Annotated in this window: 19 protein-coding genes, 3 tRNA genes and 1 other annotated feature; of the genes, 14 read left to right on the top strand and 8 right to left on the bottom strand. The window is 37.9% G+C overall.

Annotated elements, in window-relative coordinates:
• Positions 1–204: 204 nt before the first annotated feature.
• Together AC4CS8_RS10125 and AC4CS8_RS10120 are read right to left on the bottom strand one after the other, a co-directional pair.
• The gene (locus AC4CS8_RS10125) at positions 205–969 is read right to left on the bottom strand and encodes a ParB/RepB/Spo0J family partition protein (protein ID WP_493893043.1); all 765 of its coding nucleotides are present in this window, start codon (positions 967–969) and stop codon (positions 205–207) included.
• A 63-nt stretch (positions 970–1,032) separates the two neighbouring features.
• Entirely contained in the window at positions 1,033–2,211 is a 1,179-nt protein-coding gene (locus AC4CS8_RS10120) for a S1C family serine protease (RefSeq protein ID WP_493893042.1), read from the bottom strand.
• 193 nt (positions 2,212–2,404) lie between these two features.
• Here AC4CS8_RS10120 and rlmH point away from each other — a divergent pair, with 193 nt between their 5' ends.
• Both rlmH and AC4CS8_RS10110 read left to right on the top strand, forming a co-directional pair.
• On the top strand, positions 2,405–2,884 hold the full coding sequence (gene rlmH / locus AC4CS8_RS10115) for a 23S rRNA (pseudouridine(1915)-N(3))-methyltransferase RlmH (protein ID WP_493893041.1): 480 nt from the start codon (positions 2,405–2,407) through the stop codon (positions 2,882–2,884).
• Positions 2,885–2,907: 23 nt separating this feature from the next.
• Positions 2,908–3,585, top strand: a complete 678-nt coding sequence (locus AC4CS8_RS10110) for a YoaK family protein (RefSeq protein ID WP_493893040.1) — start codon at positions 2,908–2,910, stop codon at positions 3,583–3,585.
• Positions 3,586–3,595: 10 nt separating this feature from the next.
• Here the strand turns inward: AC4CS8_RS10110 and AC4CS8_RS10105 are convergent.
• Positions 3,596–3,669 (bottom strand) — tRNA-Arg (locus AC4CS8_RS10105).
• 105 nt (positions 3,670–3,774) lie between these two features.
• On the opposite strand from AC4CS8_RS10105, the gene AC4CS8_RS10100 reads away from it, so the two are divergent.
• Positions 3,775–3,846: transfer RNA gene (locus AC4CS8_RS10100), tRNA-Glu, on the top strand.
• A 5-nt stretch (positions 3,847–3,851) separates the two neighbouring features.
• Positions 3,852–3,924: transfer RNA gene (locus tag AC4CS8_RS10095), tRNA-Asn, on the top strand.
• A 52-nt stretch (positions 3,925–3,976) separates the two neighbouring features.
• Here the strand turns inward: AC4CS8_RS10095 and AC4CS8_RS10090 are convergent.
• The 3 genes from AC4CS8_RS10090 to AC4CS8_RS10080 form a co-directional block, all read right to left on the bottom strand.
• Complete coding sequence (locus tag AC4CS8_RS10090) at positions 3,977–6,565, bottom strand: YfhO family protein (protein ID WP_493893039.1); 2,589 nt, start codon at positions 6,563–6,565, stop codon at positions 3,977–3,979.
• A 107-nt stretch (positions 6,566–6,672) separates the two neighbouring features.
• A complete protein-coding gene (locus AC4CS8_RS10085; RefSeq protein ID WP_493893038.1) occupies positions 6,673–8,295 on the bottom strand; it encodes an ABC-F family ATP-binding cassette domain-containing protein in 1,623 nt (540 codons plus the stop codon).
• A 64-nt stretch (positions 8,296–8,359) separates the two neighbouring features.
• Positions 8,360–9,232 (bottom strand): YitT family protein, encoded by an 873-nt coding sequence (locus tag AC4CS8_RS10080; RefSeq protein WP_493893037.1) that lies wholly within the window; start codon positions 9,230–9,232, stop codon positions 8,360–8,362.
• A 103-nt stretch (positions 9,233–9,335) separates the two neighbouring features.
• Positions 9,336–9,538: a binding site (T-box leader), on the top strand.
• A 52-nt stretch (positions 9,539–9,590) separates the two neighbouring features.
• Here AC4CS8_RS10080 and trpS point away from each other — a divergent pair.
• Together trpS and guaB are read left to right on the top strand one after the other, a co-directional pair.
• On the top strand, positions 9,591–10,616 hold the full coding sequence (gene trpS, locus AC4CS8_RS10075) for a tryptophan--tRNA ligase (protein ID WP_493893036.1): 1,026 nt from the start codon (positions 9,591–9,593) through the stop codon (positions 10,614–10,616).
• 229 nt (positions 10,617–10,845) lie between these two features.
• Complete coding sequence (gene guaB / locus AC4CS8_RS10070) at positions 10,846–12,327, top strand: IMP dehydrogenase (RefSeq protein WP_493893035.1); 1,482 nt, start codon at positions 10,846–10,848, stop codon at positions 12,325–12,327.
• A gap of 74 nt (positions 12,328–12,401) precedes the next feature.
• Here the strand turns inward: guaB and recF are convergent, their stop codons facing one another.
• Both recF and yaaA read right to left on the bottom strand, forming a co-directional pair.
• Complete coding sequence (gene recF, locus AC4CS8_RS10065; protein ID WP_493893034.1) at positions 12,402–13,496, bottom strand: DNA replication/repair protein RecF; 1,095 nt, start codon at positions 13,494–13,496, stop codon at positions 12,402–12,404.
• Between the two features lies 1 nt (position 13,497).
• Positions 13,498–13,896, bottom strand: a complete 399-nt coding sequence (gene yaaA, locus AC4CS8_RS10060; protein ID WP_493893033.1) for a S4 domain-containing protein YaaA — start codon at positions 13,894–13,896, stop codon at positions 13,498–13,500.
• A gap of 72 nt (positions 13,897–13,968) precedes the next feature.
• Between yaaA and yfmF the strand changes: the two genes are divergently transcribed.
• The 8 genes from yfmF to apf all read left to right on the top strand — a co-directional run bounded on the left by yfmF (position 13,969) and on the right by apf (position 21,172).
• The gene (gene yfmF, locus AC4CS8_RS10055; protein ID WP_493893032.1) at positions 13,969–15,231 is read left to right on the top strand and encodes an EF-P 5-aminopentanol modification-associated protein YfmF; all 1,263 of its coding nucleotides are present in this window, start codon (positions 13,969–13,971) and stop codon (positions 15,229–15,231) included.
• A complete protein-coding gene (gene yfmH / locus AC4CS8_RS10050; protein WP_493893031.1) occupies positions 15,218–16,495 on the top strand; it encodes an EF-P 5-aminopentanol modification-associated protein YfmH in 1,278 nt (425 codons plus the stop codon). The genes yfmF and yfmH overlap by 14 nt, the downstream gene beginning before the upstream one ends.
• Positions 16,496–16,649: 154 nt before the next feature.
• Entirely contained in the window at positions 16,650–17,489 is an 840-nt protein-coding gene (locus AC4CS8_RS10045) for a helix-turn-helix domain-containing protein (protein WP_493893030.1), read from the top strand.
• Positions 17,490–17,498: 9 nt separating this feature from the next.
• Complete coding sequence (pgsA, locus tag AC4CS8_RS10040) at positions 17,499–18,038, top strand: CDP-diacylglycerol--glycerol-3-phosphate 3-phosphatidyltransferase (protein WP_493893029.1); 540 nt, start codon at positions 17,499–17,501, stop codon at positions 18,036–18,038.
• Positions 18,038–18,874, top strand: a complete 837-nt coding sequence (locus tag AC4CS8_RS10035; RefSeq protein WP_493893028.1) for an energy-coupling factor ABC transporter ATP-binding protein — start codon at positions 18,038–18,040, stop codon at positions 18,872–18,874. Before pgsA ends, AC4CS8_RS10035 begins: the two co-directional genes overlap by 1 nt.
• On the top strand, positions 18,850–19,692 hold the full coding sequence (locus AC4CS8_RS10030; RefSeq protein ID WP_493893027.1) for an energy-coupling factor transporter ATPase: 843 nt from the start codon (positions 18,850–18,852) through the stop codon (positions 19,690–19,692). Before AC4CS8_RS10035 ends, AC4CS8_RS10030 begins: the two co-directional genes overlap by 25 nt.
• Complete coding sequence (locus AC4CS8_RS10025) at positions 19,685–20,479, top strand: energy-coupling factor transporter transmembrane component T family protein (protein ID WP_493893026.1); 795 nt, start codon at positions 19,685–19,687, stop codon at positions 20,477–20,479. Before AC4CS8_RS10030 ends, AC4CS8_RS10025 begins: the two co-directional genes overlap by 8 nt.
• 129 nt (positions 20,480–20,608) lie before the next feature.
• Entirely contained in the window at positions 20,609–21,172 is a 564-nt protein-coding gene (gene apf, locus AC4CS8_RS10020; RefSeq protein ID WP_493893025.1) for an aggregation-promoting factor, read from the top strand.
• The last annotated feature ends 65 nt before the right edge of the window (positions 21,173–21,237 follow it).

Genomic DNA, 21,237 nt, shown 5'->3' with positions numbered 1-21,237 from the left:
TTTTTTCCTCCTTTTCTAATTTATTTAGTTCCTCTAGTGTATCATAAATCAACAAAGTTTTCCACAGGTAATTAAATTATCCACATTCTTTATAAAAGTTTTCCACAAATTGTGTAAAAAATAAGAAACTATCTGAAAATATCATGTTTTCTGGTAAGAAAACATGTGGATAAGGCTGTAAATAAGATTCTTTAATCCTCTGCTTTATTTTAAGTTGTTGATAATTCGCTCATATTCTTCTATTGAAGAAAAAGAGATGAGAATTTTTCCTTGTCCATTTTTTGTCTGCTGAATACTGACTTGTGTTCCTAGTAATTTTTGAAGTTTCTTTTCCTGTTCAGAAAGAAAAATTTGAGTATTTTTTTTTCCTTTTTTTTCTGTTTTCGTTTTGGATACTAATTTTTCGAGCTGACGGACACTGATTTCTTCATTTTCAATGCGCTTTGCCCATTCTTCTTGTTTTTCTTTGGAAAGAGAGAGTAAAAGGCGAGCATGTCCTTGAGAAATTTTTCCTTCTTCGAGAGATTGTAAACAATAAGGAGTTAGATTGAGTAAACGAAGGCAATTTGAAATATAAGGCCTCGATTTTCCCATAATTTTAGCAATTTCTTCATGGGTGAGTCCTTTTTTTATTAATTTTTGGTATGATGTTGCTTCTTCAATGGGGTTGAGGTCAGCACGTTGGAGATTTTCAATAATAGCCTGATAAAGTAATTCCTCATCTGTTAGTTCTTTTATAATGACTGGGACTTTGTCTAGACCAGCAAGTTGACAAGCTCTCAGACGTCTTTCACCAGCCAATAATTCGTAGCCAATAACAGCAGACGTACGGACAATTAAAGGTTGGATGAGACCATTTTCCTTGATAGATTGAGCTAATTCTTCCAATTTTTCCTGATCAAAAATGAGGCGTGGTTGATAAGGGTTTGGGGTGATATCCTTAATAGGAACGTAACGTAATTCTTCCATATAGGCCTATTGTAGCAGAAAAAATCCAACTTTACAAACCTGTAAAGTTGGATTGACAGAGCACTATTGTAAATCTTCTGTTGAATGTGTCAGTGTAATATCGATTTGTTGTTCTTTTCCATCACGGTAGACGGTTACTTGAATGGTATCTCCTATACTGTGCTTGTAAAGGACACTTTGTAGGTCACTTTTTGTTTCGATAGTTTCACCTGAAATGGCTGTAATAATATCATATTTTTCCAACTTTCCACTTGCTGGAAGGCCCGATTGTGTTGAAATAACCACAACTCCAGATGTTAAATCACTATCTTCTAGTCCAACAGTTGTTCTTTGACTGGTAGATAATTCAGATACGTCCACCGTTCTAACACCAAGAGCAGGACGGATTACTTTTCCATCGGTTTCTAGCTGATTAATAATGGCAACCACATCGTTTGATGGAATCGCAAATCCCATACCTTCTACTGCAACATCTGTTGTCGAAGCGGATATAGAGGTGATTTTACTAGAAGTAATCCCGATTACCTGACCTTGAATATTGATAAGAGGACCACCTGAATTTCCTGGATTGATAGCTGTATCAGTCTGAATAGCATTTGTTGAAATTGTCTGACCATCTTCAGATTCTGAAGTAACAGTTCGACTAAGGCTAGAGACTATTCCTTGTGTAACGGAATTTGCATATACACTGCCTAATGGGCTACCAATAGCAATAGCTGTCTCTCCTACATTTAAAGTATCCGAATCAGCAAATTCTGCAACAGTAGTTACTTTATCAGCTGAAATTTTAATGACAGCAATATCAGAATAAGTATCTGAACCAACTAATTCCCCCTCTACTTTTTCACCAGATGCTAACTGAATTTCAATTTTTTCAGCACCTGCAATCACATGTGTATTTGTAACTAGGAAGGCTGTATCATCATTTTTCTTATAAATAACGCCAGAACCTTCTCCAGCTACAGCTAATTCGCTTGAATCTTCTCCTCCAAATACAGAACTTGTGCCGCTTATTGTCTGATAATTTAAAACAGATACAACTGCTTCCTGTACTAACTTGACAGCCTCTGTTGTAGAGGTTTCATTATTATATTGAACAGTGCTAACAGTAGTCTCTGGGGTGTTAGTATTGTTGCTAGTTATTGGATTGGCCATTTGGAAAAGGAATCCTACAAAATACCCTACAATTCCTCCGACAAATCCAATAAGAAAAATGAGTGCAAATTTTGTGTATTTTTTCATATTGAACCTACCTAATGTTTCTTAATTTTTTCTAAAATCTTACTTCGTTTTTCTTAATTATAACTTAAAATTTTCAAAAATCAATCCACAAGTTGTGGATAACTTTTTCTATAAGGTGTATAAATGGGATTGGAACGGAGATTGCTTCAAAGATAACTTGTCCTCAGTATTGTGAATATGTTAGAATGGATTTATGAAAATAAAATTGATAACAGTTGGAAAATTGAAAGAGAATTATCTAAAAGAAGGTATTGCTGAATATGTCAAGCGTCTGGGACGTTTTAGTAAGATTGAAATGATTGAGTTAGCTGATGAAAAAACACCCGATCGGTCTAGTCAGGCAGAAAAAGAGCAAATTTTAAGAAAAGAAGCTGAACGAATTACTGGAAAAATAGGAGAGAGAGATTATGTGATTGTTCTAGCCATAGAAGGAAAACAATATGCTTCAGAGGAGTTTAGCAAGCTTTTAGCTGATGCGACTATAAGAGGGTATTCTGACATTAGTTTCGTGATTGGAGGAAGTCTTGGACTCGATCCAGTAGTTAAAAAACGGGCAAATTTGCTGATTAGTTTCGGAAAATTAACTTTACCCCATCAATTAATGAGACTTGTTCTTGTTGAACAAATTTATCGGGCTTTTATGATTCAGCAAGGGAGTCCATATCACAAATAGTTTCATGTGAAACAGGAGGGAGAATGAATAAAAAAGACTATCGTGTATATGAAGGATTACGTGTAGCCAGTTGTCTTACTTTTATTAGTGGGTACTTAAATGCCTTTACATTTGTAACACAAGGAGGACGATTTGCAGGAGTGCAATCAGGAAATCTAATCTCATTAGCTTTTCACGTTGCACAAGGAAATTTCTCAAAATCGATTCATTTTTTGGTACCAGTTGTTTTTTTTGCTCTTGGTCAATGCATAACTTATTTAGCAAAACGATATGCACTCACTCATCATTTACCTTGGCATTTTGGAAGCAGTATCATCATGCTAACTTTTATTATAGTCACTATTGTCTTAACCCCATTTTTCCCCCCATTTTTTACAATTGCTTTATTAGCGATTGTTGCTTCTATTCAAGTTGAAACTTTTCGTAAGCTTCGGGGAGCTTCTTATGCTAATGTTATGATGACAGGGAATGTAAAGAATGCAGCTTATCTATTGTGTAAAGGAGTGATTGAAAGAGATAAGGAACTTCGTCGAACAGCGTATCATATTATGGTCACAATTATTGCATTTTTGTTAGGAGTTTCTCTTTCTACCTTATTATCATTTTCTTTGCACGAAATGGCTTTAGTAGGTATTTTACTGCCATTGTTGTATGTAAATATTCAATTATGGAACGAAAAAAGACCTAGAAATATATTCTAGGTCAAGTAGATGATTCCAGCAGGATTCGAACCTGCGACCGTTCGCTTAGAAGGCGAATGCTCTATCCAGCTGAGCTATGGAACCACATCAACTCTCTTATTCTAACCTAAAGGTTATAGAATGTCAAGATGGGTAAAAAAAATCTTGACAAAGACTCAGATGTATATTATACTGGATAGTGCTTGTAATGGTCCGTTGGTCAAGGGGTTAAGACACCGCCTTTTCACGGCGGTAACACGGGTTCGAATCCCGTACGGACTATTCTTTCCGCCATAGCTCAGTTGGTAGAGCGCATGACTGTTAATCATGATGTCACAGGTTCGAGCCCTGTTGGCGGAGTACAAACACCGATTGGTGTTTTTTTGTTTATTAAAATGAAGAAAAGGGAGAATTAGATCTCCCTTTTGTAGTATCGTTTTCTTAAGAATCGTTCATATAGAACTACACTGACTATTCCAGTGAAGAAGAATGTAAGGCCTAGCTTCAATCCTTGTGGAATGAAGGTCAAAACAAGTTTTCCTTCTCCGGCAGGAATATCTACTTTCATAAATCCATTTTGGGCACGTGTGATCGGAACAACTTGACCGTTTAAAGTTGCAGACCATCCTTTGTCATAAGGAAGAGTTAATAGAAGTGTGGCATCTTTATCGTTGGAATAGTTTGTTGTTACGGTATTTCCTTTTGTGGTGACTGTAACATCTTTTGCTAATAAATGATTGATAGCTGTTTGATATGCCTCTAAATCCAAACGATAGAATTCGGGCCTATCAAAAGAAACCTGTAAATTTTGCGGGAAGCTGATTGTGATAGCAACATTCTGTTCTTCGGCATAATATCCTGCGCTGAAGAAGGAGAAAGTATTATCTAATGTAAAGTTGACAGGAGTATTGTTTATTGTCATCTGTACATTCTTACTTGCGTCATTTGAGAATGTAATATTAGGTAGATTGATGTACAGCTGTGTATGAGCAGGGATTGTCAAACTGTAATGAACACGGGTAGTGTCCTCTCCTTCAGCCGCATTGACAGTTACACGATTGTTTAATTCAGTGGCATTCTCTACAGATAGTGGTTGTAAAGTATAGTAATATTGTAAACCTAGACCAGTTAATTGATTTAAGAAGTTTGTTTGGTTATCTAAAGTAAGGTTTGTAAACTTGACATCATTGTAAACTCCTTCTGTCAAGATAGCCAATTGTGTAGCATATTCATTACGATAAGCTGTCATAGTCCCTTCTTGTTGACTAGTAACAAAACCAAACTTGTCCGGATTTAAATCAGCTAGATTGTATCGAATTGCAAATAAGCTATCTGCAATCAGTGTATTATTTTGGTAACGTAGATTAAGATTTGTTCCGTCTGAACGGAAACCTAGTTTATCCAAAGTATTACTAGAAGCACGGTTACGAATTGAAGAAAATTGAGAAATTCCATTGTAGTTGTATTTCATGCTATCATTACCAGTCTGGGGAAAAAGTCTTTCAGTACGGTAAAATTGATTTTCACTATTTTCTACATTCTTTACAAGAGTGTCAATATCTGTCAAATTTTGTTCATAATTTGATCGACTAGGAAAATGCCATTCAGCAGACAAACCTTCAACTTGATAATGCGTATTAATCCCAATTTCAAAAAGTGCAAAACAAAGACTAGCTAAAGCAAAAATTGAAGGAGTGATTTTTCTCTTTAGAAGGGTAAAGAATAAAATAACGTAGGCTACGAGAAATTCAGCGGATAAGATGAATTGAATAGCAGATAAAAAATCATACTGTTCTCTGAAAAGATAAGTCACACCAAATCCGATCAATAAAAGACTGAATGGGAAGATAATGTTGAGTAAAGAAAGTCTGTTGAGACGGGACATTGTTTCAGCAGCAGTGTAAATAATGACTAGTGAGAAAACCCAACTATATCTATGCAAGAACATATTCGGAGCGTGCATTCCTTGCCAAAAAAGATCAAGATATTGGATATAGAAACTTGCAATTAGGATAGTAAATAAGGCAATATAGGCTAGTTTTACCTGCCATTTAATTGATTTCAAGGTGAAAAATAGCAAGGAAAATAGTAAGGGAAGTAATCCAACATATATACTAGGAATAGCTCCAAATTTTGTTGTATCATAACTTCCAACCAAATTTTTAGCAAAAATATCTAAGTACCAAGAATTATCGGTCTGAAAGTTGACAATTTCTGTAAATGTTTCTCCATGTGTTTTTAAGTCTAAATAGGTAGGTAGTAGCATAATCATACTTGACAAACCAGCTAATAGTGACATTACAATAAAGTCTAGGATTGCCTTCTTCCGTTTTGAGAAATCCCAAGATAGTTGGACCATGAACCACAGAGTAATAAAAATAGCAGTCATGTAACCAAAATAATAGTTTTGGATAAACAAACAGGTCAGACTGATATAATAAAGAATACGATTATCACCGTCAATCAACTTGTGTAAACCAAGTAATATGATAGGAACTACTATAAATACATCCAACCAGTTATTGATTTCCAATTGACTAGTTGCAAAACTCATCAAAGAAAAGCTGGTAGATAAGATAAGTGCTAAAATAGGATGTAGTCGTTTATAAATGCCTTTTAAGCTGATATAGGTTGACATCCCTGTCAATCCAAACTTTAATAATGTAAAGAAATACAGGGCATCCGGCATGGTTTTCAAATCAAAAAAGAAAACTAAGGGAGAGAGAAAAGAACCAAGATAGTAGGAAGATAAAGCGTAAAAATTAAGTCCTAGCCCACTTGTAAAGGTGTAAAAAAGAGAACCGTCACCATGTAGAGTATTACGAAGAACTTGATTAAAAATCACATATTGATGAAACCCGTCACTGGCTAGAATAGTCGTATCACTCCCCCACCAAATTCCTTTTAGAGCCAGAGCAATCAGAACGATACTGAAAGGGAGAAGAAAGGCTGTACTACATAAAATAAGTGTTTTTCGTGTCGTAAAATTTAATTTTTTCATAGTTTCCTTTATAAGAAAAGAGGCTGGGGCAAGCCCAAGTCCACTTTTCAGAATTTATAGTACTATCTTAGTGTAGGGGTGAGTGCCATATTCCCTACGCTTTTTATTTAGTCTTTCCACAATTCCTGTACTTTTGCTTGTACTTCAGCATTTTCTAGGAATTCATCATAGGTTTCGTCAATTCGGTCAATAACCCCATTTTTTGAAATGACGATAATATGGTTAGCAAGGGTTTGGATAAATTCATGGTCATGGCTGGAAAAGATAATGGATTCTTTGAAGGCCTTAAGACCGTCGTTTAGACTAGAAATAGATTCCAAATCCAAGTGATTGGTAGGATCATCCAAGACTAAGACATTTGATTTGAGGAGCATGAGTTTTGACAACATCACGCGCACTTTTTCGCCCCCTGACAAGACGTTTACAGGTTTGTTTACTTCATCGCCAGAGAAGAGCATGCGTCCTAAGAAACCACGCAAGAAGGTGTTGTCATCTTCTTCTTTGCTGGCAAATTGACGGAGCCAATCAAGGATTGATTCATTGGTATCAAAATCACGAGTGTTATCTTTTGGTAGATAAGATTGACTAGTAGTGACACCCCATTTAACTGTGCCTTCGTATTCAATATCTCCCATGAGAGCACGAATAAGAGCAGTTGTTTGGATGTCGTTCTGACCGATGAGAGCAGTCTTGTCACCTGGACGTAAGATGAAGCTAATATTATCTAAGATAGTTTCACCATCAATTACAACTTTCAAGTTTTCAACTGTCAAGAGGTCATTTCCAATTTCACGTTCTGATTTAAAATTGATAAATGGGTATTTACGGCTAGAAGGAATGATTTCTTCCAACTCGATTTTATCCAACATTTTTTTACGAGAGGTAGCTTGTTTTGACTTAGAAGCATTAGCAGAGAAACGAGCTACGAATTCTTGTAATTCTTTGATTTTTTCCTCTGCCTTTGCGTTACGGTCAGCCTGTAATTTAGCTGCTAATTCACTAGATTGTTTCCAGAAATCATAGTTACCAACGAAGATTTTGATTTTTCCAAAGTCTAAGTCAGCCATGTGAGTACATACTTTGTTAAGGAAATGACGGTCGTGGGATACGACGATAACTGTGTTTTCAAAATCAATTAGGAAATCTTCCAACCAGTTGATGGATTGAATATCAAGACCGTTGGTTGGCTCGTCCAAAAGAAGAACATCCGGTTTACCAAAGAGTGCTTTGGCAAGGAGAACCTTGACCTTCTCACCATTGGTCAATTCGCTCATATTTTGGTAGTGAAGGTCTTCTGAGATATTGAGGTTTTGGAGTAGTTGAGAAGCTTCACTTTCTGCTTCCCAACCACCAAGTTCAGCAAACTCACCTTCTAATTCAGCAGCGCGGACACCGTCTTCATCAGAAAAATCTTCTTTCATGTAAATGGCATCTTTTTCTTTCATGATGCTGTAGAGTTGCTCATTACCCATGATAACGACGTCAATCACGCGGTCATCTTCATAGTCAAAGTGGTTCTGACGTAGAACTGACAAGCGTTCATCTGGTCCTAGTGAGATGTGACCCGTTGTTGGTTCAATGTCACCTGCAAGGATTTTTAAAAAAGTTGATTTACCAGCACCGTTGGCACCAATCAAGCCGTAGGTATTTCCAGCTGTAAACTTAATATTGACATCGTCAAATAATTTGCGGTCACTAAAACGAAGTGACACGTCTGATACTGTAAGCATAGTTTCTCCTATATTTTTGTCTGTTAGCTTTATTGTACTAGAAAGGACTTGAATTTTCAATGAATTACATTGGAATCAGGATATCTTCATCATAGTGCTTATAGTCTTTCTGTAAACTAAAGCCACGGCCACGAACTTGGCTAGCAGGCATGATAATTACAAAAGCTGTTTTGTCAATGGATAGAATAGCAGACTCTAATTTTCGCATTTCAGGGATAGAGGTTGTTGTCATCAACATTCGCTTTTCAACTCCTGTAAACCCACCAATAATTGGAAATTCTGTTACACCACGGTCGGCAACCTTGGTAATATAATCTTTGATTTCTTTTGATTTTTGAGAAATAATCATAACATTTCGTAAAGATTCTGTACCAGACATCATGCGATTGACAATGTAGGTGATAGTAATCAGAGCAATGATAGAATACATAACAGTATCTGGATCAAAAGCTACAAAACCAACACCAACAATCAGCCCATCCACAATAGCCATTGTCACACCTAGTGGCAATGGTGTATATTTATGAACCAATTGAATGAGAATTCCTGTCCCACCTGTTGACGACTTTCCAAGAAAGATGAGTCCTAGACCAAATCCGAGAATAATGCCACCAAAGATTGCTGCAAGGAGAGGATTATCTGTCAAGTTTGGTAAACTTGCTGTAAACTTGATACATAATGGATAGACAAGGGCGCCGTATACTGTTTTAATAAAGACGGATTTTCCAAGAAAAAACCAGCAAAGTATTAAGAGCGGGATGTTACAGTAAAGGACAAAATCAGCAGGATTCCAGCCTAAAATAGCTTTTAAGGCAATGGAGAGGCCACCAATTCCCCCAGAAACAATATGATTTTCCATAAATAGCATATTAAAACCTACTGCCATAACAATGGATCCCAAAGTTACTAAAACAAAGTCTTTGAAACGTTCTTTCATATAACTCCTCATTTCTAATATTTTAAACAGCACCTTTTATTATCCCTGATTTAAAGCTTATCGTCAAGGGATTGGTGACTTGACTTTCTTTTTTTTAGACGGTATAATGGAAGTCAATCAGAAGAGTAATTGGTTACTTATTTTTAGAGAGCTTGTGGTTGCTGAAAACAGGTAATAAGGATTGATGAATGGACTGATATTGAATGAATCTGAAACAATGAGGATTCGGCTAGCAGGCTTTATGTGCATAGAGAAATGAGTGAACACTCATAAGTAAGGTGGTACCGTGTCCTTGACGCCCTTGCACAGTTTATTGTGCAGGGCTTTTTCTATGAAAATTATCAAATGAGGTGAAACAATGACCAAATCAATTATTTTGACGGGGGACCGTCCAACAGGAAAACTCCATATCGGCCACTATGTAGGCTCCTTGAAAAATCGTGTGCTCTTGCAAAATGCTGGTCAGCACGAATTGTTTGTCTTTTTAGCTGATCAGCAAGCTTTGACGGACCATGCTAAGGAACCACAAAAAATCATCGAGTCGGTTGGCAATGTGGCACTTGACTATCTAGCAGCAGGTCTCGATCCAGAGAAGACTACTATTTTTATACAAAGTCAGATTCCTGAATTGGCAGAGTTGACCATGTACTATATGAACTTGGTATCAGTAGCTCGTTTGGAACGCAATCCGACAGTTAAAACGGAGATTGCCCAGAAAGGATTTGGTGAAGGGATTCCAGCTGGTTTCCTTGTTTATCCAGTCTCTCAAGCGGCTGATATTACTGCTTTTAAAGCTAATTTTGTTCCAGTTGGGAATGATCAGAAGCCGATGATTGAGCAGACCAGAGAACTGGTTCGTAGTTTCAATCATGCCTATCAGACGGATATTTTAGTTGAGCCAGAAGGAATTTATCCAGAAAACGAAGCAGCAGGTCGCTTGCCTGGTCTTGATGGAAATGCAAAGATGTCTAAATCGCTTGGAAATGGTATTTATTTGGCGGATGATATGGATACTTTGAAGAAGAAAGTTATGTCCATGTATACAGATCCAAATCATATCCGTGTAGAAGATCCAGGTCAGATTGAAGGCAATATGGTCTTCCACTACCTAGATGTTTTTGGTCGCGAAGAGGATAGAGCTGAAATTGATGCCATGAAGGAGCATTATCAGCGTGGTGGTTTGGGGGATGTGAAAACCAAACGCTATCTTTTGGACATTTTGGAACGCGAATTAGGACCAATCCGTGAACGTCGATTGGAGTTTGCACAGGATATGGGACAGGTCTATGCCATGTTAGAAGAAGGCAGTCGGAAAGCTAGACAGGTTGCAGCAAGTACCCTCGATCAAGTGAAAGATGCTATGGGAATCAACTATTTCAAATAAATTAACAATAAAAGAGCAATGTTGGAAAAACGTTGCTTTTTTACTTTTTAAATAAGATGAGTAAAAACCAAACATTCGACTTTCTAAAAGAAACAAGGATAGAATTTTCTGAATTTTTGAGAAATTGTATTTTAAAGCGAATAATGATTGACAAATGATTTCAAAATGTTATCATATATGAAATAAAAAACAGTTATCAGGCTGATTAAAAAGAGAAAAGAGGAAGAAAATGTCAAACTGGGACACTAAATTTTTGAAAAAAGGTTTTACTTTTGATGACGTCTTGCTGATTCCGGCAGAGAGTCATGTTTTGCCACATGATATTGATTTGAAAACACAACTAGCACCAAACTTGACCCTGAATCTTCCAATTATTTCAGCAGCAATGGATACCGTTACAGATAGTAAAATGGCAATTGCCATGGCTCGAGCAGGGGGGCTTGGTGTTATTCATAAGAATATGTCCATAGCTGAGCAGGCAGACGAAGTTCGTAAGGTAAAACGTTCTGAGAATGGGGTTATCATTGATCCATTCTTCTTGACACCAGAGCATACAATTGCAGAAGCTGAGAAATTGATGGCTACCTATCGTATTTCAGGTGTGCCAATTGTAGAAACCATGGACAACCGTAAATTGGTAGGAATTATCACTAACCGTGATATGCGTTTTATCATCGATTATAGCCAACCAATCTCAACTAACATGACCAGTGACAACTTGGTAACGGCGCCAGTTGGAACAGATTTAGAAACTGCTGAAGCAATTCTTCATAAACATCGCATTGAAAAATTACCTTTGGTTGATGAAACTGGTCGTTTATCTGGTTTGATTACTATTAAGGATATTGAAAAAGTCATCGAGTTTCCAAATTCTGCTAAAGATGAGTTTGGTCGCCTCTTGGTTGCAGGTGCTGTTGGGGTTACTTCTGATACCTTTGAACGTGCTGAAGCCCTCTTTGAAGCAGGTGCAGATGCGATTGTCATTGATACAGCACACGGTCATTCGGCTGGTGTACTCCGCAAAATCAAGGAAATCCGTGAGCATTTCCCAAATCGTACCTTGATTGCAGGAAACATTGCGACAGCAGAAGGTGCGCGTGCTCTTTATGAAGCAGGTGTAGATGTTGTTAAAGTAGGTATCGGACCTGGTTCAATCTGTACAACTCGTGTTATTGCAGGGGTAGGTGTACCACAAGTAACAGCTATTTACGATGCAGCAAGCGTTGCACGCGAGTATGGCAAGACTATCATTGCTGACGGTGGTATCAAGTATTCAGGAGATATTGTTAAGGCTCTGGCAGCAGGTGGTCATGCGGTTATGCTTGGTTCAATGTTTGCAGGAACTGACGAAGCACCAGGAGAAACAGAAATCTTCCAAGGTCGTAAATTCAAGACCTATCGTGGAATGGGCTCTATCGCAGCCATGAAACAGGGCTCAAAAGACCGTTACTTCCAATCTTCAGTTAACGAAGCTAACAAGCTTGTTCCAGAAGGAATTGAGGGACGTGTGGCCTACAAGGGATCTGTTTCCGATATGATTTTTCAAATGGTCGGCGGTTTACGTTCAGGTATGGGCTATGTAGGAGCTGGCAACCTTGCTGAACTTCATGAAAATGCTCAGTTTATCGAGATGTCAGGTGCAGGTTTGAAAGAAAGCCACCCACATGACGTTCAAATTACTAATGAAGCCCCTAACTATTCTGTACAATAAGACAAAAAAAGACTTTGCATAGGCAAAGTCTTTTACTGTATTATAAATAAGATTGACAATAGTGTAAAGAATATTTACAGTTCTTCTTGTATCTTTCCTGCTTCAATATGGAAAATCTTTAATTCCTGTGGGAGATTATGGAGATGGTCCAATGAAGTTGTAGTGATAAAGGTTTGAATGGTATCAGAAATTGTTTCAAGTAACTTAATCTGCCGACTATTGTCCAACTCACTCATGACATCATCCAAGAGTAGAATGGGAGATTCTCGTGTCACTTCTTTCATTAGCTCAATCTCAGCTAGTTTGAGAGAGAGTACGAGACTACGGTGTTGACCTTGACTACCATAATGTGCATTCACTCCATTAATAGCAAATAGAATATCATCTCGGTGGGGTCCCACACCGGTATTTTTTTTGAATAAATCACGTTTACGACTTCTTGATAATTGTGTCAAAAAGTTGTCAAGAATGTTTACAGATTCTGTAAATTCAATTGTGGATTGGTAGGATAGAGTCAACTCTTCTTTGCCGTTGGACAAATCTGCTACCTTTTGACTACCAAAGTGTTCTAATTTTTTCAAGAAGTCGAGGCGGTGGAGGATGACTTTACTACCATATTCTGCTAGTTGTTGGTCCAAGACAGAAAGAAAGGTTTCATCAACCTTCTCTGCTGTCTTGAGATAGGCATTGCGTTGCTTGAGGATATGGTTGTAGTTGGACAGGTCAGATAGGTAGATTGGTTTGATTTGCCCTAGTTCGACATCCATGAATTTACGGCGGAGAGCAGGAGCCCCTTTAATCAGCTGTAAATCTTCAGGAGCAAACAACACAACGTTCATATGACCTATATAATCGGATAATTTCGATTGTTTGAGGTGATTAACTTTGGTAATTCTTCCCTTTTCTGTCAAGTGAATGTCAAGTGGGATGGTTCCTTTTGTTCGCTCTAAAATGCCTTCGACACCGAGATTATCTTGCTCAAACTGAATCAGGTCCTTGTCCGTGCGAGTACGGTGGCTGCGTGTCAGAGCCAGAAAATAGACGGCTTCCAAAATATTGGTTTTACCTTGGGCATTTTGCCCTAAAAAGATATTGAGTCCCTTGTGGAAATCAATTTCAAGCTGTTCATAGTTACGGAAGTGTTGTAGACGAAGCGATTTGAGCCACATATTAAGTACCTGGGAAGCGGACAGGTACTCTGTCAGCCTTTTCTAGTTTGGCCTTGGTTGGACGAGGGCTCTTACTTTTAGTCTTGGCTTTTGCCTCTTTGTTCTGCTTGTTCATAGCCTTGACAATGGCAGCAACCCGCTCTTTTTCAGCCAAGTCTTCTTGATGAGCAGCGACTTCTTCTGCGGTTGGTGCAACGATGCTAATGCTGATCTGGTGGCCTGGCAGGTCAATTCGATCTCCAATTCGAATTTTTTTACCACGACGCTTCTCATCCTCACCGTTAAATAACACTGTATTTTCTGCTAAAAATCCTTTTATAGCACCGCCTGAATGGAGTACGCCACAGGTTTTGAGTAGGGCTTGTAATGTGATATATTCTTCAAATAATTTGTATTCCATAGGTTACCTCGTTTCAGATTATTATATCATAAAATGGTATAATAAAGCTCATAATGCTTGAAAGAGGACGCTATGAAACTACAAGAAGGAGTGCATCTCCATTTTATCGAGACTAACAAGTTTACAACTAATCGTATTAAATTACGGTTTGCAGCTCCTATGTCTGCTAAAACAGTTGCAGGACGGGTGTTGGTAGCCAATATTTTAGAAATTGCTAATGAAGATTATCCTACTGCTCAAGCTTTCCGTCAAAAATTGGCAACCTTCTATGGTGCCCAGTTTTCTACATCTGTGGCTAAGCGAGGTAAGGTACATTTTGTAGATGTAACCATATCCTATGTTCGAGCAGATCAGTTACCTAATCAGGAGGACTTGACAAGTCAGTTACTGGACTTTCTTTACAGCGCTTTATTTAGACCTCTCAAGGAGCGTAAGGGATTTGCACGTGATTTGTTTGAAGTGGAAAAGAAAAATCTTATTGCTTATCTAGAGGCGGAGGTTGAGGATAATTTTTATCATGCGGATGTTGAGTTAGGTAAACTCTTTTATGAAAATGAAAATGTCCAAATACCTCGAGTTGCTCGATTGGACTTGGTGGAGCAAGAAACTGCTGAGACAGCTTACAAAGCATTGTGTGATATGCTTAAATTAGATCGGATTGATATTTTTGTCTTAGGGGAAGTGGATAAAAGGCTTGTTCAGGAAGGTTTTGAGCGGTTTGCCTTTACTTATCGTAATCCGAAACTAGAATTAGAATTGCACCAGGAGTATTCCAATATTACCCGAGAAAAGATGGAGCGAAAAGAAGCAAGACAGTCTATCTTAGAAATAGCTTATAATTTACAGATAGTTTACAATGATGACAACTACATTCCTTTGCTCGTTTTGAATGGTTTATTTGGTGGCTTTTCACATTCTAAGCTCTTTATGAATGTGCGAGAGAAAGAGGGATTAGCCTATACAATTGGAAGTTCAGTATCGATTTTTTCAGGGATGATGAAGGTTTATGCAGGTATTGATAAGGAAAATCGATTAAAAACCATGCAGCTTATTCGGAAACAATTATTAGACATTAAAAAGGGGATTTTTTCTGATGAAGACTTATCTATGACTAAATTTTTGCTTGTAAATGCAGCAACTTTAGCGCAAGATCAACAAGCTAATTTAGTAGAGCAATCCTATAATAAAGCAGTTTTAGGTCAGAGAAATATGGACTGGGAAGATTGGATTGCTGCTGTAAATCTGGTGTCAAGAGAGGATGTTATACGCGTCGCTAGACTTATTCGTTTACAGGCTATTTATTTCATGGAAGGGGAAGAAAATGAAGTTGATTAAATGTGACTACCCATATTTGAAAGAAACCGTTTTTCAAGGGAAACTTGACAACGGATTGACAGTAACCTTGTTACCTAAGTCTGATTATTATGAAACGTATGCTATCCTAACAACAGAATTTGGAGCTGTGGACTCTTTAAGAGGTAAGGGGAAAAATTTTATTCCTGTTGGAACAGCACATTTTTTAGAACATAAGTTATTTGAAACAGAAAGTGGGGATGCGTTGCAAGAATTCGCTCGTTTGGGTTCTAGCGCAAATGCTTACACCAGCTTGCATCAAACCTCCTATCTTTTCTCAACTACCGATAATATTCTGGAGTCTTTGCGATTACTCATGTCTATTACAAAAGAAATTCACTTTACAGAGGAAAGTGTAGAACGAGAAAAGGAAATTATTGCTCAAGAAATTGAGATGTATGAAGACGATCCAGATCATCGTCTTTACATAGGAATACTATCAAAACTCTATCCTAACACCCCTTTGGCGGTTGATATTGCAGGCACTATTGAATCTATTCAATCCATTACTTATCAAACGCTTTACAGATGCTTTACAACATTTTATAAGCCATCCAACATGCATTTGTGTCTTTTGGGAAAAATGGAAGTGGAGGACATTTTACAGAAACTTGATGAGCTATCTAATCAATTTAATACAGGAGAAGTTAGTGTTCCATTAATTGAACGAAAAGAAATAAAAAAGTTGCCAATTTTAGAGTATGAGACAGACTATCTTGAGGTTGCTATGCCAAAATTAGCGATTGGATTAAGAGGGAATGATAAGATTGAACAGAATCAATTACAAACCTATCGTATTTGTCTAAACCTACTTTTTTCAATGCTCCTAGGGTGGACTTCTAAACGTTATCAGAGACTGTATGAAACAGGAAAAATTGATGCATCCTTTGGTTTTCATCTGGATATTCGATCGAATTATCATTTTTTAATCATTACCGCAGATACGACAGAACCAATTGCTTTGTCTGCTATATTGAGACGTGCAATTAGGGAATTTGAGCATGATTCGGATATGTCAGAAGAACATCTACAGTTGTTAAAAAAGGAAGCTTATGGAGATTTTATCAAGAGTTTAAATTCCCTTGAAGTTACAGCAGGTCATATGGCTAGTTTTAATGGAGAAAAACAGTCGTTTTTAGATACCCCCGCTATTCTTGAACAAATTGGTTTAGAGGATGTTTTGGACATTGGACGAAAATTTGTTGGTCAAGCTGATATGACAGATTTTGTGATTTTTCCAAAATAAGGACAGTTAGGGTCGAAATTTTTTTGAATTTTTGTTACAATAGGATACTGAAAACTAGGAGATTGTACCAGATAAAAGCATGTTGATTATCTACAATTTTTTTACTTGAGATTATTATGATGATTGGTTTAGATATATATAGAAAGAGGCGCCGATGAGACAAATAAGTATAGGGGAAGTTTTACGAGCCGCGCGTGAATATCGAGGGTGGAGTTTTACAGAATTGCAACGAGCAACCAATATTCAGGCTAAATATTTGCAGGCTCTAGAGTATAATGATTTTGATTTTATTCCTAGTGAAGAGTATACTCGAATTTTTTTAAAGCGCTATGCTGAAGTATTAGAATTAGATGTTGATGTCATTTTGCATGCCTATGAAACAGAAAGTTTAGTAGTGTATTATGGAGTTGGAGATGAGGAAGACGTACAGTCGGAGTTCAAACGTAGTTATAAGGCTAGAAAGAAAAGAGGAAACTATCTGCCTCTTCTCTATTTACTACTAGCAGCTACATTTATTTTGGTATTTATAACTTATATTGTTTATAGTCGGGTACAAAATCAGACTTCGACATCAACGTCATCAACTTCGTATTCTGTTGTTTCATCATCTAGTGCCAATGTAGACTCATCAAGTTCAACAGAAGCAAGTTCCTCAACAAGTTCAAGTAGTAGTGAGGAAAGTGTTATTTTGACCACATCAGGCGGTGGTGATGATATGACGGTGACGGTTTCAGGAACAACGGGTCCCGTAGAAGTAACGTTATCTGCTACATCTGTAACTAGTTGGGTTAGTCTAACCGATTCAGATATTGTCAATGGCTTTACGCTCTCTCCAACTAGCACAAGTGTGACTGCTACGATTCCAGACGGGGTTACATCTGCAACTTTAACTTTGGGTGTAGTAGATGGTGTTTCAGTGACTATCGCTGGTCAAACGCTAGATACCTCTGCGTTGACTAATCAACACGGTACAGTTTATCTGACCATTCAATAAAGGAAATATATGAAAAAAGAAAATATTCCTAATGCCCTCACTCTGGGGCGTATCCTAATTATCCCTGTTTTTATCCTACTACTGACGGTATGGGACAACTATGCTAGCCATATTTTTGCAGCCCTGCTATTTGCTCTAGCTAGTGCAACAGATTACCTGGATGGGTACCTGGCACGTAAGTGGCAGGTGGTGACTAACTTCGGTAAATTTGCTGACCCTATGGCAGATAAAATCTTAGTTATGACAGCCTTCATTATGTTGGTGGAATTGGACTTTGCACCTGCTTGGGTGGTAGCCATTATTATCTGTCGTGAATTGGCAGTGACAGGCCTTCGTCTCTTGCTGGTCGAAAATGGTGGAACAGTCTTGGCCGCGGCCATGCCTGGAAAAATCAAGACGTTTTCCCAGATGTTTGCAATCATCTTTCTTTTGCTCCATTGGACTTTACTGGGACAAGTAACGTTGTATATTGCTCTCTTTTTCACCCTTTATTCAGGATACGATTATTTCAAGGGTGCGTCTTATTTATTTAAAGATATTTTTAGCTAATGACAACAATTATTGAAATAAAAAATCTCAATTATAAATACGAGACTATTGAGAATGAATATATATTAAAAGATGTTTCGTTTCACGTGAAACAAGGGGAATGGTTTTCCATTATTGGTCACAATGGATCAGGAAAGTCAACGACTGTTCGTTTGATTGATGGACTTTTAGAGGCAGAATCTGGGGACATTATTATCAGTGGAGATAAACTAACTGTTGATAATGTTTGGGATAAGCGTCGCCAGATTGGGATGGTTTTTCAAAATCCAGACAACCAATTTGTTGGAGCAACAGTGGAAGACGATGTTGCTTTTGGTTTAGAAAATCAAGGCTTACCCTTAAGCGAAATGAGGGACAGGGTCCAACATGCTTTAGAGTTAGTTGGTATGGCAGACTTTAAAGATAGAGAACCAGCTCGACTATCTGGTGGGCAAAAACAACGAGTAGCTATTGCAGGTGTCGTCGCTTTGCGACCAGATATCATCATTTTAGATGAAGCGACTAGTATGTTGGATCCTGAGGGACGTAGGGAACTGATAAATGTTGTTCAAGAGATTAAAGAAAAGTACCAAATCACGGTTATCTCTATCACTCATGACTTAGATGAGGTTTCCCTGAGTGACCGAGTTATGGTTATGAAGGAGGGACAGGTAGAGTCAATTAGTCCCCCTGACCAGCTCTTTATGCGAGAAGATCTTCTGGATTTGGGATTGGAAGAACCATTCTCTATTCAGCTGGCCAAAGAACTCCGTCAGATTGGATTAGATATACCGCTCCGCTATTTTACAGATGAGGAATTAGAAGAAATACTATGGCAATCACTCTCCAAGAAGTAAGTTATACCTATCAAGCTGGGACGCCTTTTGAGGGGCGGGCCCTTTTTGGCATAAATTTGGAGATTGTAACTGGATCTTATACAGCTTTGGTAGGTCACACTGGGTCTGGGAAATCAACTATTTTACAGTTATTAAATGGACTCGCGGTTCCTACAGCGGGAACAGTGCTAATCGATGATATGATTATTACGTCCGACTCTATCAATAAAAATATCAAGCAAGTCCGAAAAAAAGTAGGTCTAGTTTTTCAATTTCCAGAGAGTCAGGTATTTGATGAAACAGTGTTGAAAGATGTAGCGTTTGGGCCACAAAATTTTGGCGTTTCAAGAGAAGAAGCAGAAAAAATTGCGAGAGAAAAATTAACGTTAGTTGGGATTTCTGAGGATTTATTTGACCGTAGTCCCTTTGAGTTGTCAGGTGGTCAGATGCGACGAGTAGCAATAGCAGGTATCTTAGCTATGGAACCAGAGGTCTTAGTCTTAGATGAACCAACTGCTGGCTTGGATCCAGCTGGTCGCAAGGAATTGATGAATATTTTCAAAGGTTTGCATAGACAGGGAATGACGATTGTCCTAGTGACACACTTGATGGATGATGTGGCAGATTATGCTGACTTTGTTTATATGATGGAGGCTGGTAAAGTAGTAGCTTCTGGTCAACCTATCGAGCTGTTTCAAGATGTTGAGTTTATGGAGTCTATTAAGTTAGGAGTGCCTAAAATCACACGATTTGCTGCTAACTTAGAACGAAGAGGTTTCATTTTTGATCGCCTCCCGATTACTATAGAAGAGTTCAAGGAGGTACTTGCCAATGGATAAGTTAATTCTTGGACGCTATGTTCCTGGTGACTCTTTTTTACATAGACTAGATCCACGCAGTAAATTGTTGGCTATGTTCTTCTTTTTACTGATTATCTTTTGGGCCAATAATCTCATTACCAATCTTATATTGATTGTATTTGTAATTGGTTTACTTTTTCTATCAAAAATTCGTTTTTCTTTCTTTATCAATGGCCTAAAACCGATGATTGGAATTATTCTTTTTACAACTTTTTTTCAGATTTTTTTCACGAGTGGAAAAGAAGTTTTGTGGAGTTTTTGGTTTGTTCAGGTGACTGCTGCAGGATTAGAGCAAGCAGCAATTATTTTTGTTCGTTTCCTGTTAATCATTTTCTTCTCAACCTTAGTAACCTTGACTACAACTCCTCTTAGTCTAGCAGATGGTATTGAAGCTGGTCTTTCTCCTTTAGCACGTTTTAAGGTACCTGTCCATGAAATCGGACTCATGTTGTCCATGAGTTTGCGTTTTGTACCGACGCTTATGGATGATACGACACGGATTATGAATGCTCAGCGTGCACGAGGTGTAGATTTTGGAGAAGGGAATTTGATGCAGAAGGTAAAATCTGTTATTCCTATTCTCATTCCTCTGTTTGCTTCTAGTTTCAAACGAGCATATGCTTTGGCCATTGCGATGGAGGCAAGGGGCTATCAAGGTGGAGAAGGGAGAACTAGATACCGTGTTTTAGATTGGAAGTGGTCGGATACAGGAGTTATTTTAGTAATGTTTTTACTTGGCCTAGCACTTTACTTCTTAAAAAATTAGAAAAAACGCTGAAACTAGCGTTTTTTTGCTTAATCCCAATCTAATTGTAATATTTGTAACATTTTCACAAAGTCAGAGTAATATTGGACCTGTATCATAGTCTTCAGTTGAATGAAAGGACTTTTTATAATGAAAATGACAACAAAAAAAATCAAATCAACTCTCTTAGGAATGGTGATGGTTGGTGCTATGTTAATCCCAGCAATTGCTAGTGCGGATACATATACAATCAAAGCTGGTGATACTCTTTCTGAAATTGCTCAGACGCACAACACAACAGTTGATCAACTGGTGTCGTTGAACAACATTACCAATCGAAACCTAATCCATGTTGGTCAAGTGATTGAGTTAGGAGAAACTATTACTACTGCTGCTCAAGAAACAACTGTAGCGACAACTACTGCAACAGAGACTACAGCAGCTGTGACGGCAAGTACAACAACAGAAACTTATACTTCAAACTTGAGCGCAGAGGATGCTGCAGCCAAAGAATGGATTGCCATGAAAGAATCAGGTGGTAGCTATACAGCACAAAATGGTATCTACTATGGTCGTTATCAGTTAACGAATACTTATTTGAACGGTGATTATTCTCCAGAAAATCAGGAACGTGTAGCTGATGCCTACGTTGCTAGTCGTTACGGTTCATGGTCAGCCGCTATGGGATTCTGGTTGGCAAACGGTTGGTACTAAAACCATTTCAAATTGAGAATATGAAGTCTAGCTTTGCTAGGCTTTTTTTGGTAATTAGTCTTTTC

This window comes from Streptococcus sp. NSSLK0004, assembly GCF_059039125.1.
Note: the sequence above shows the minus strand (reverse complement) of the source record. Positions and strands in the feature narration are given on the sequence as shown.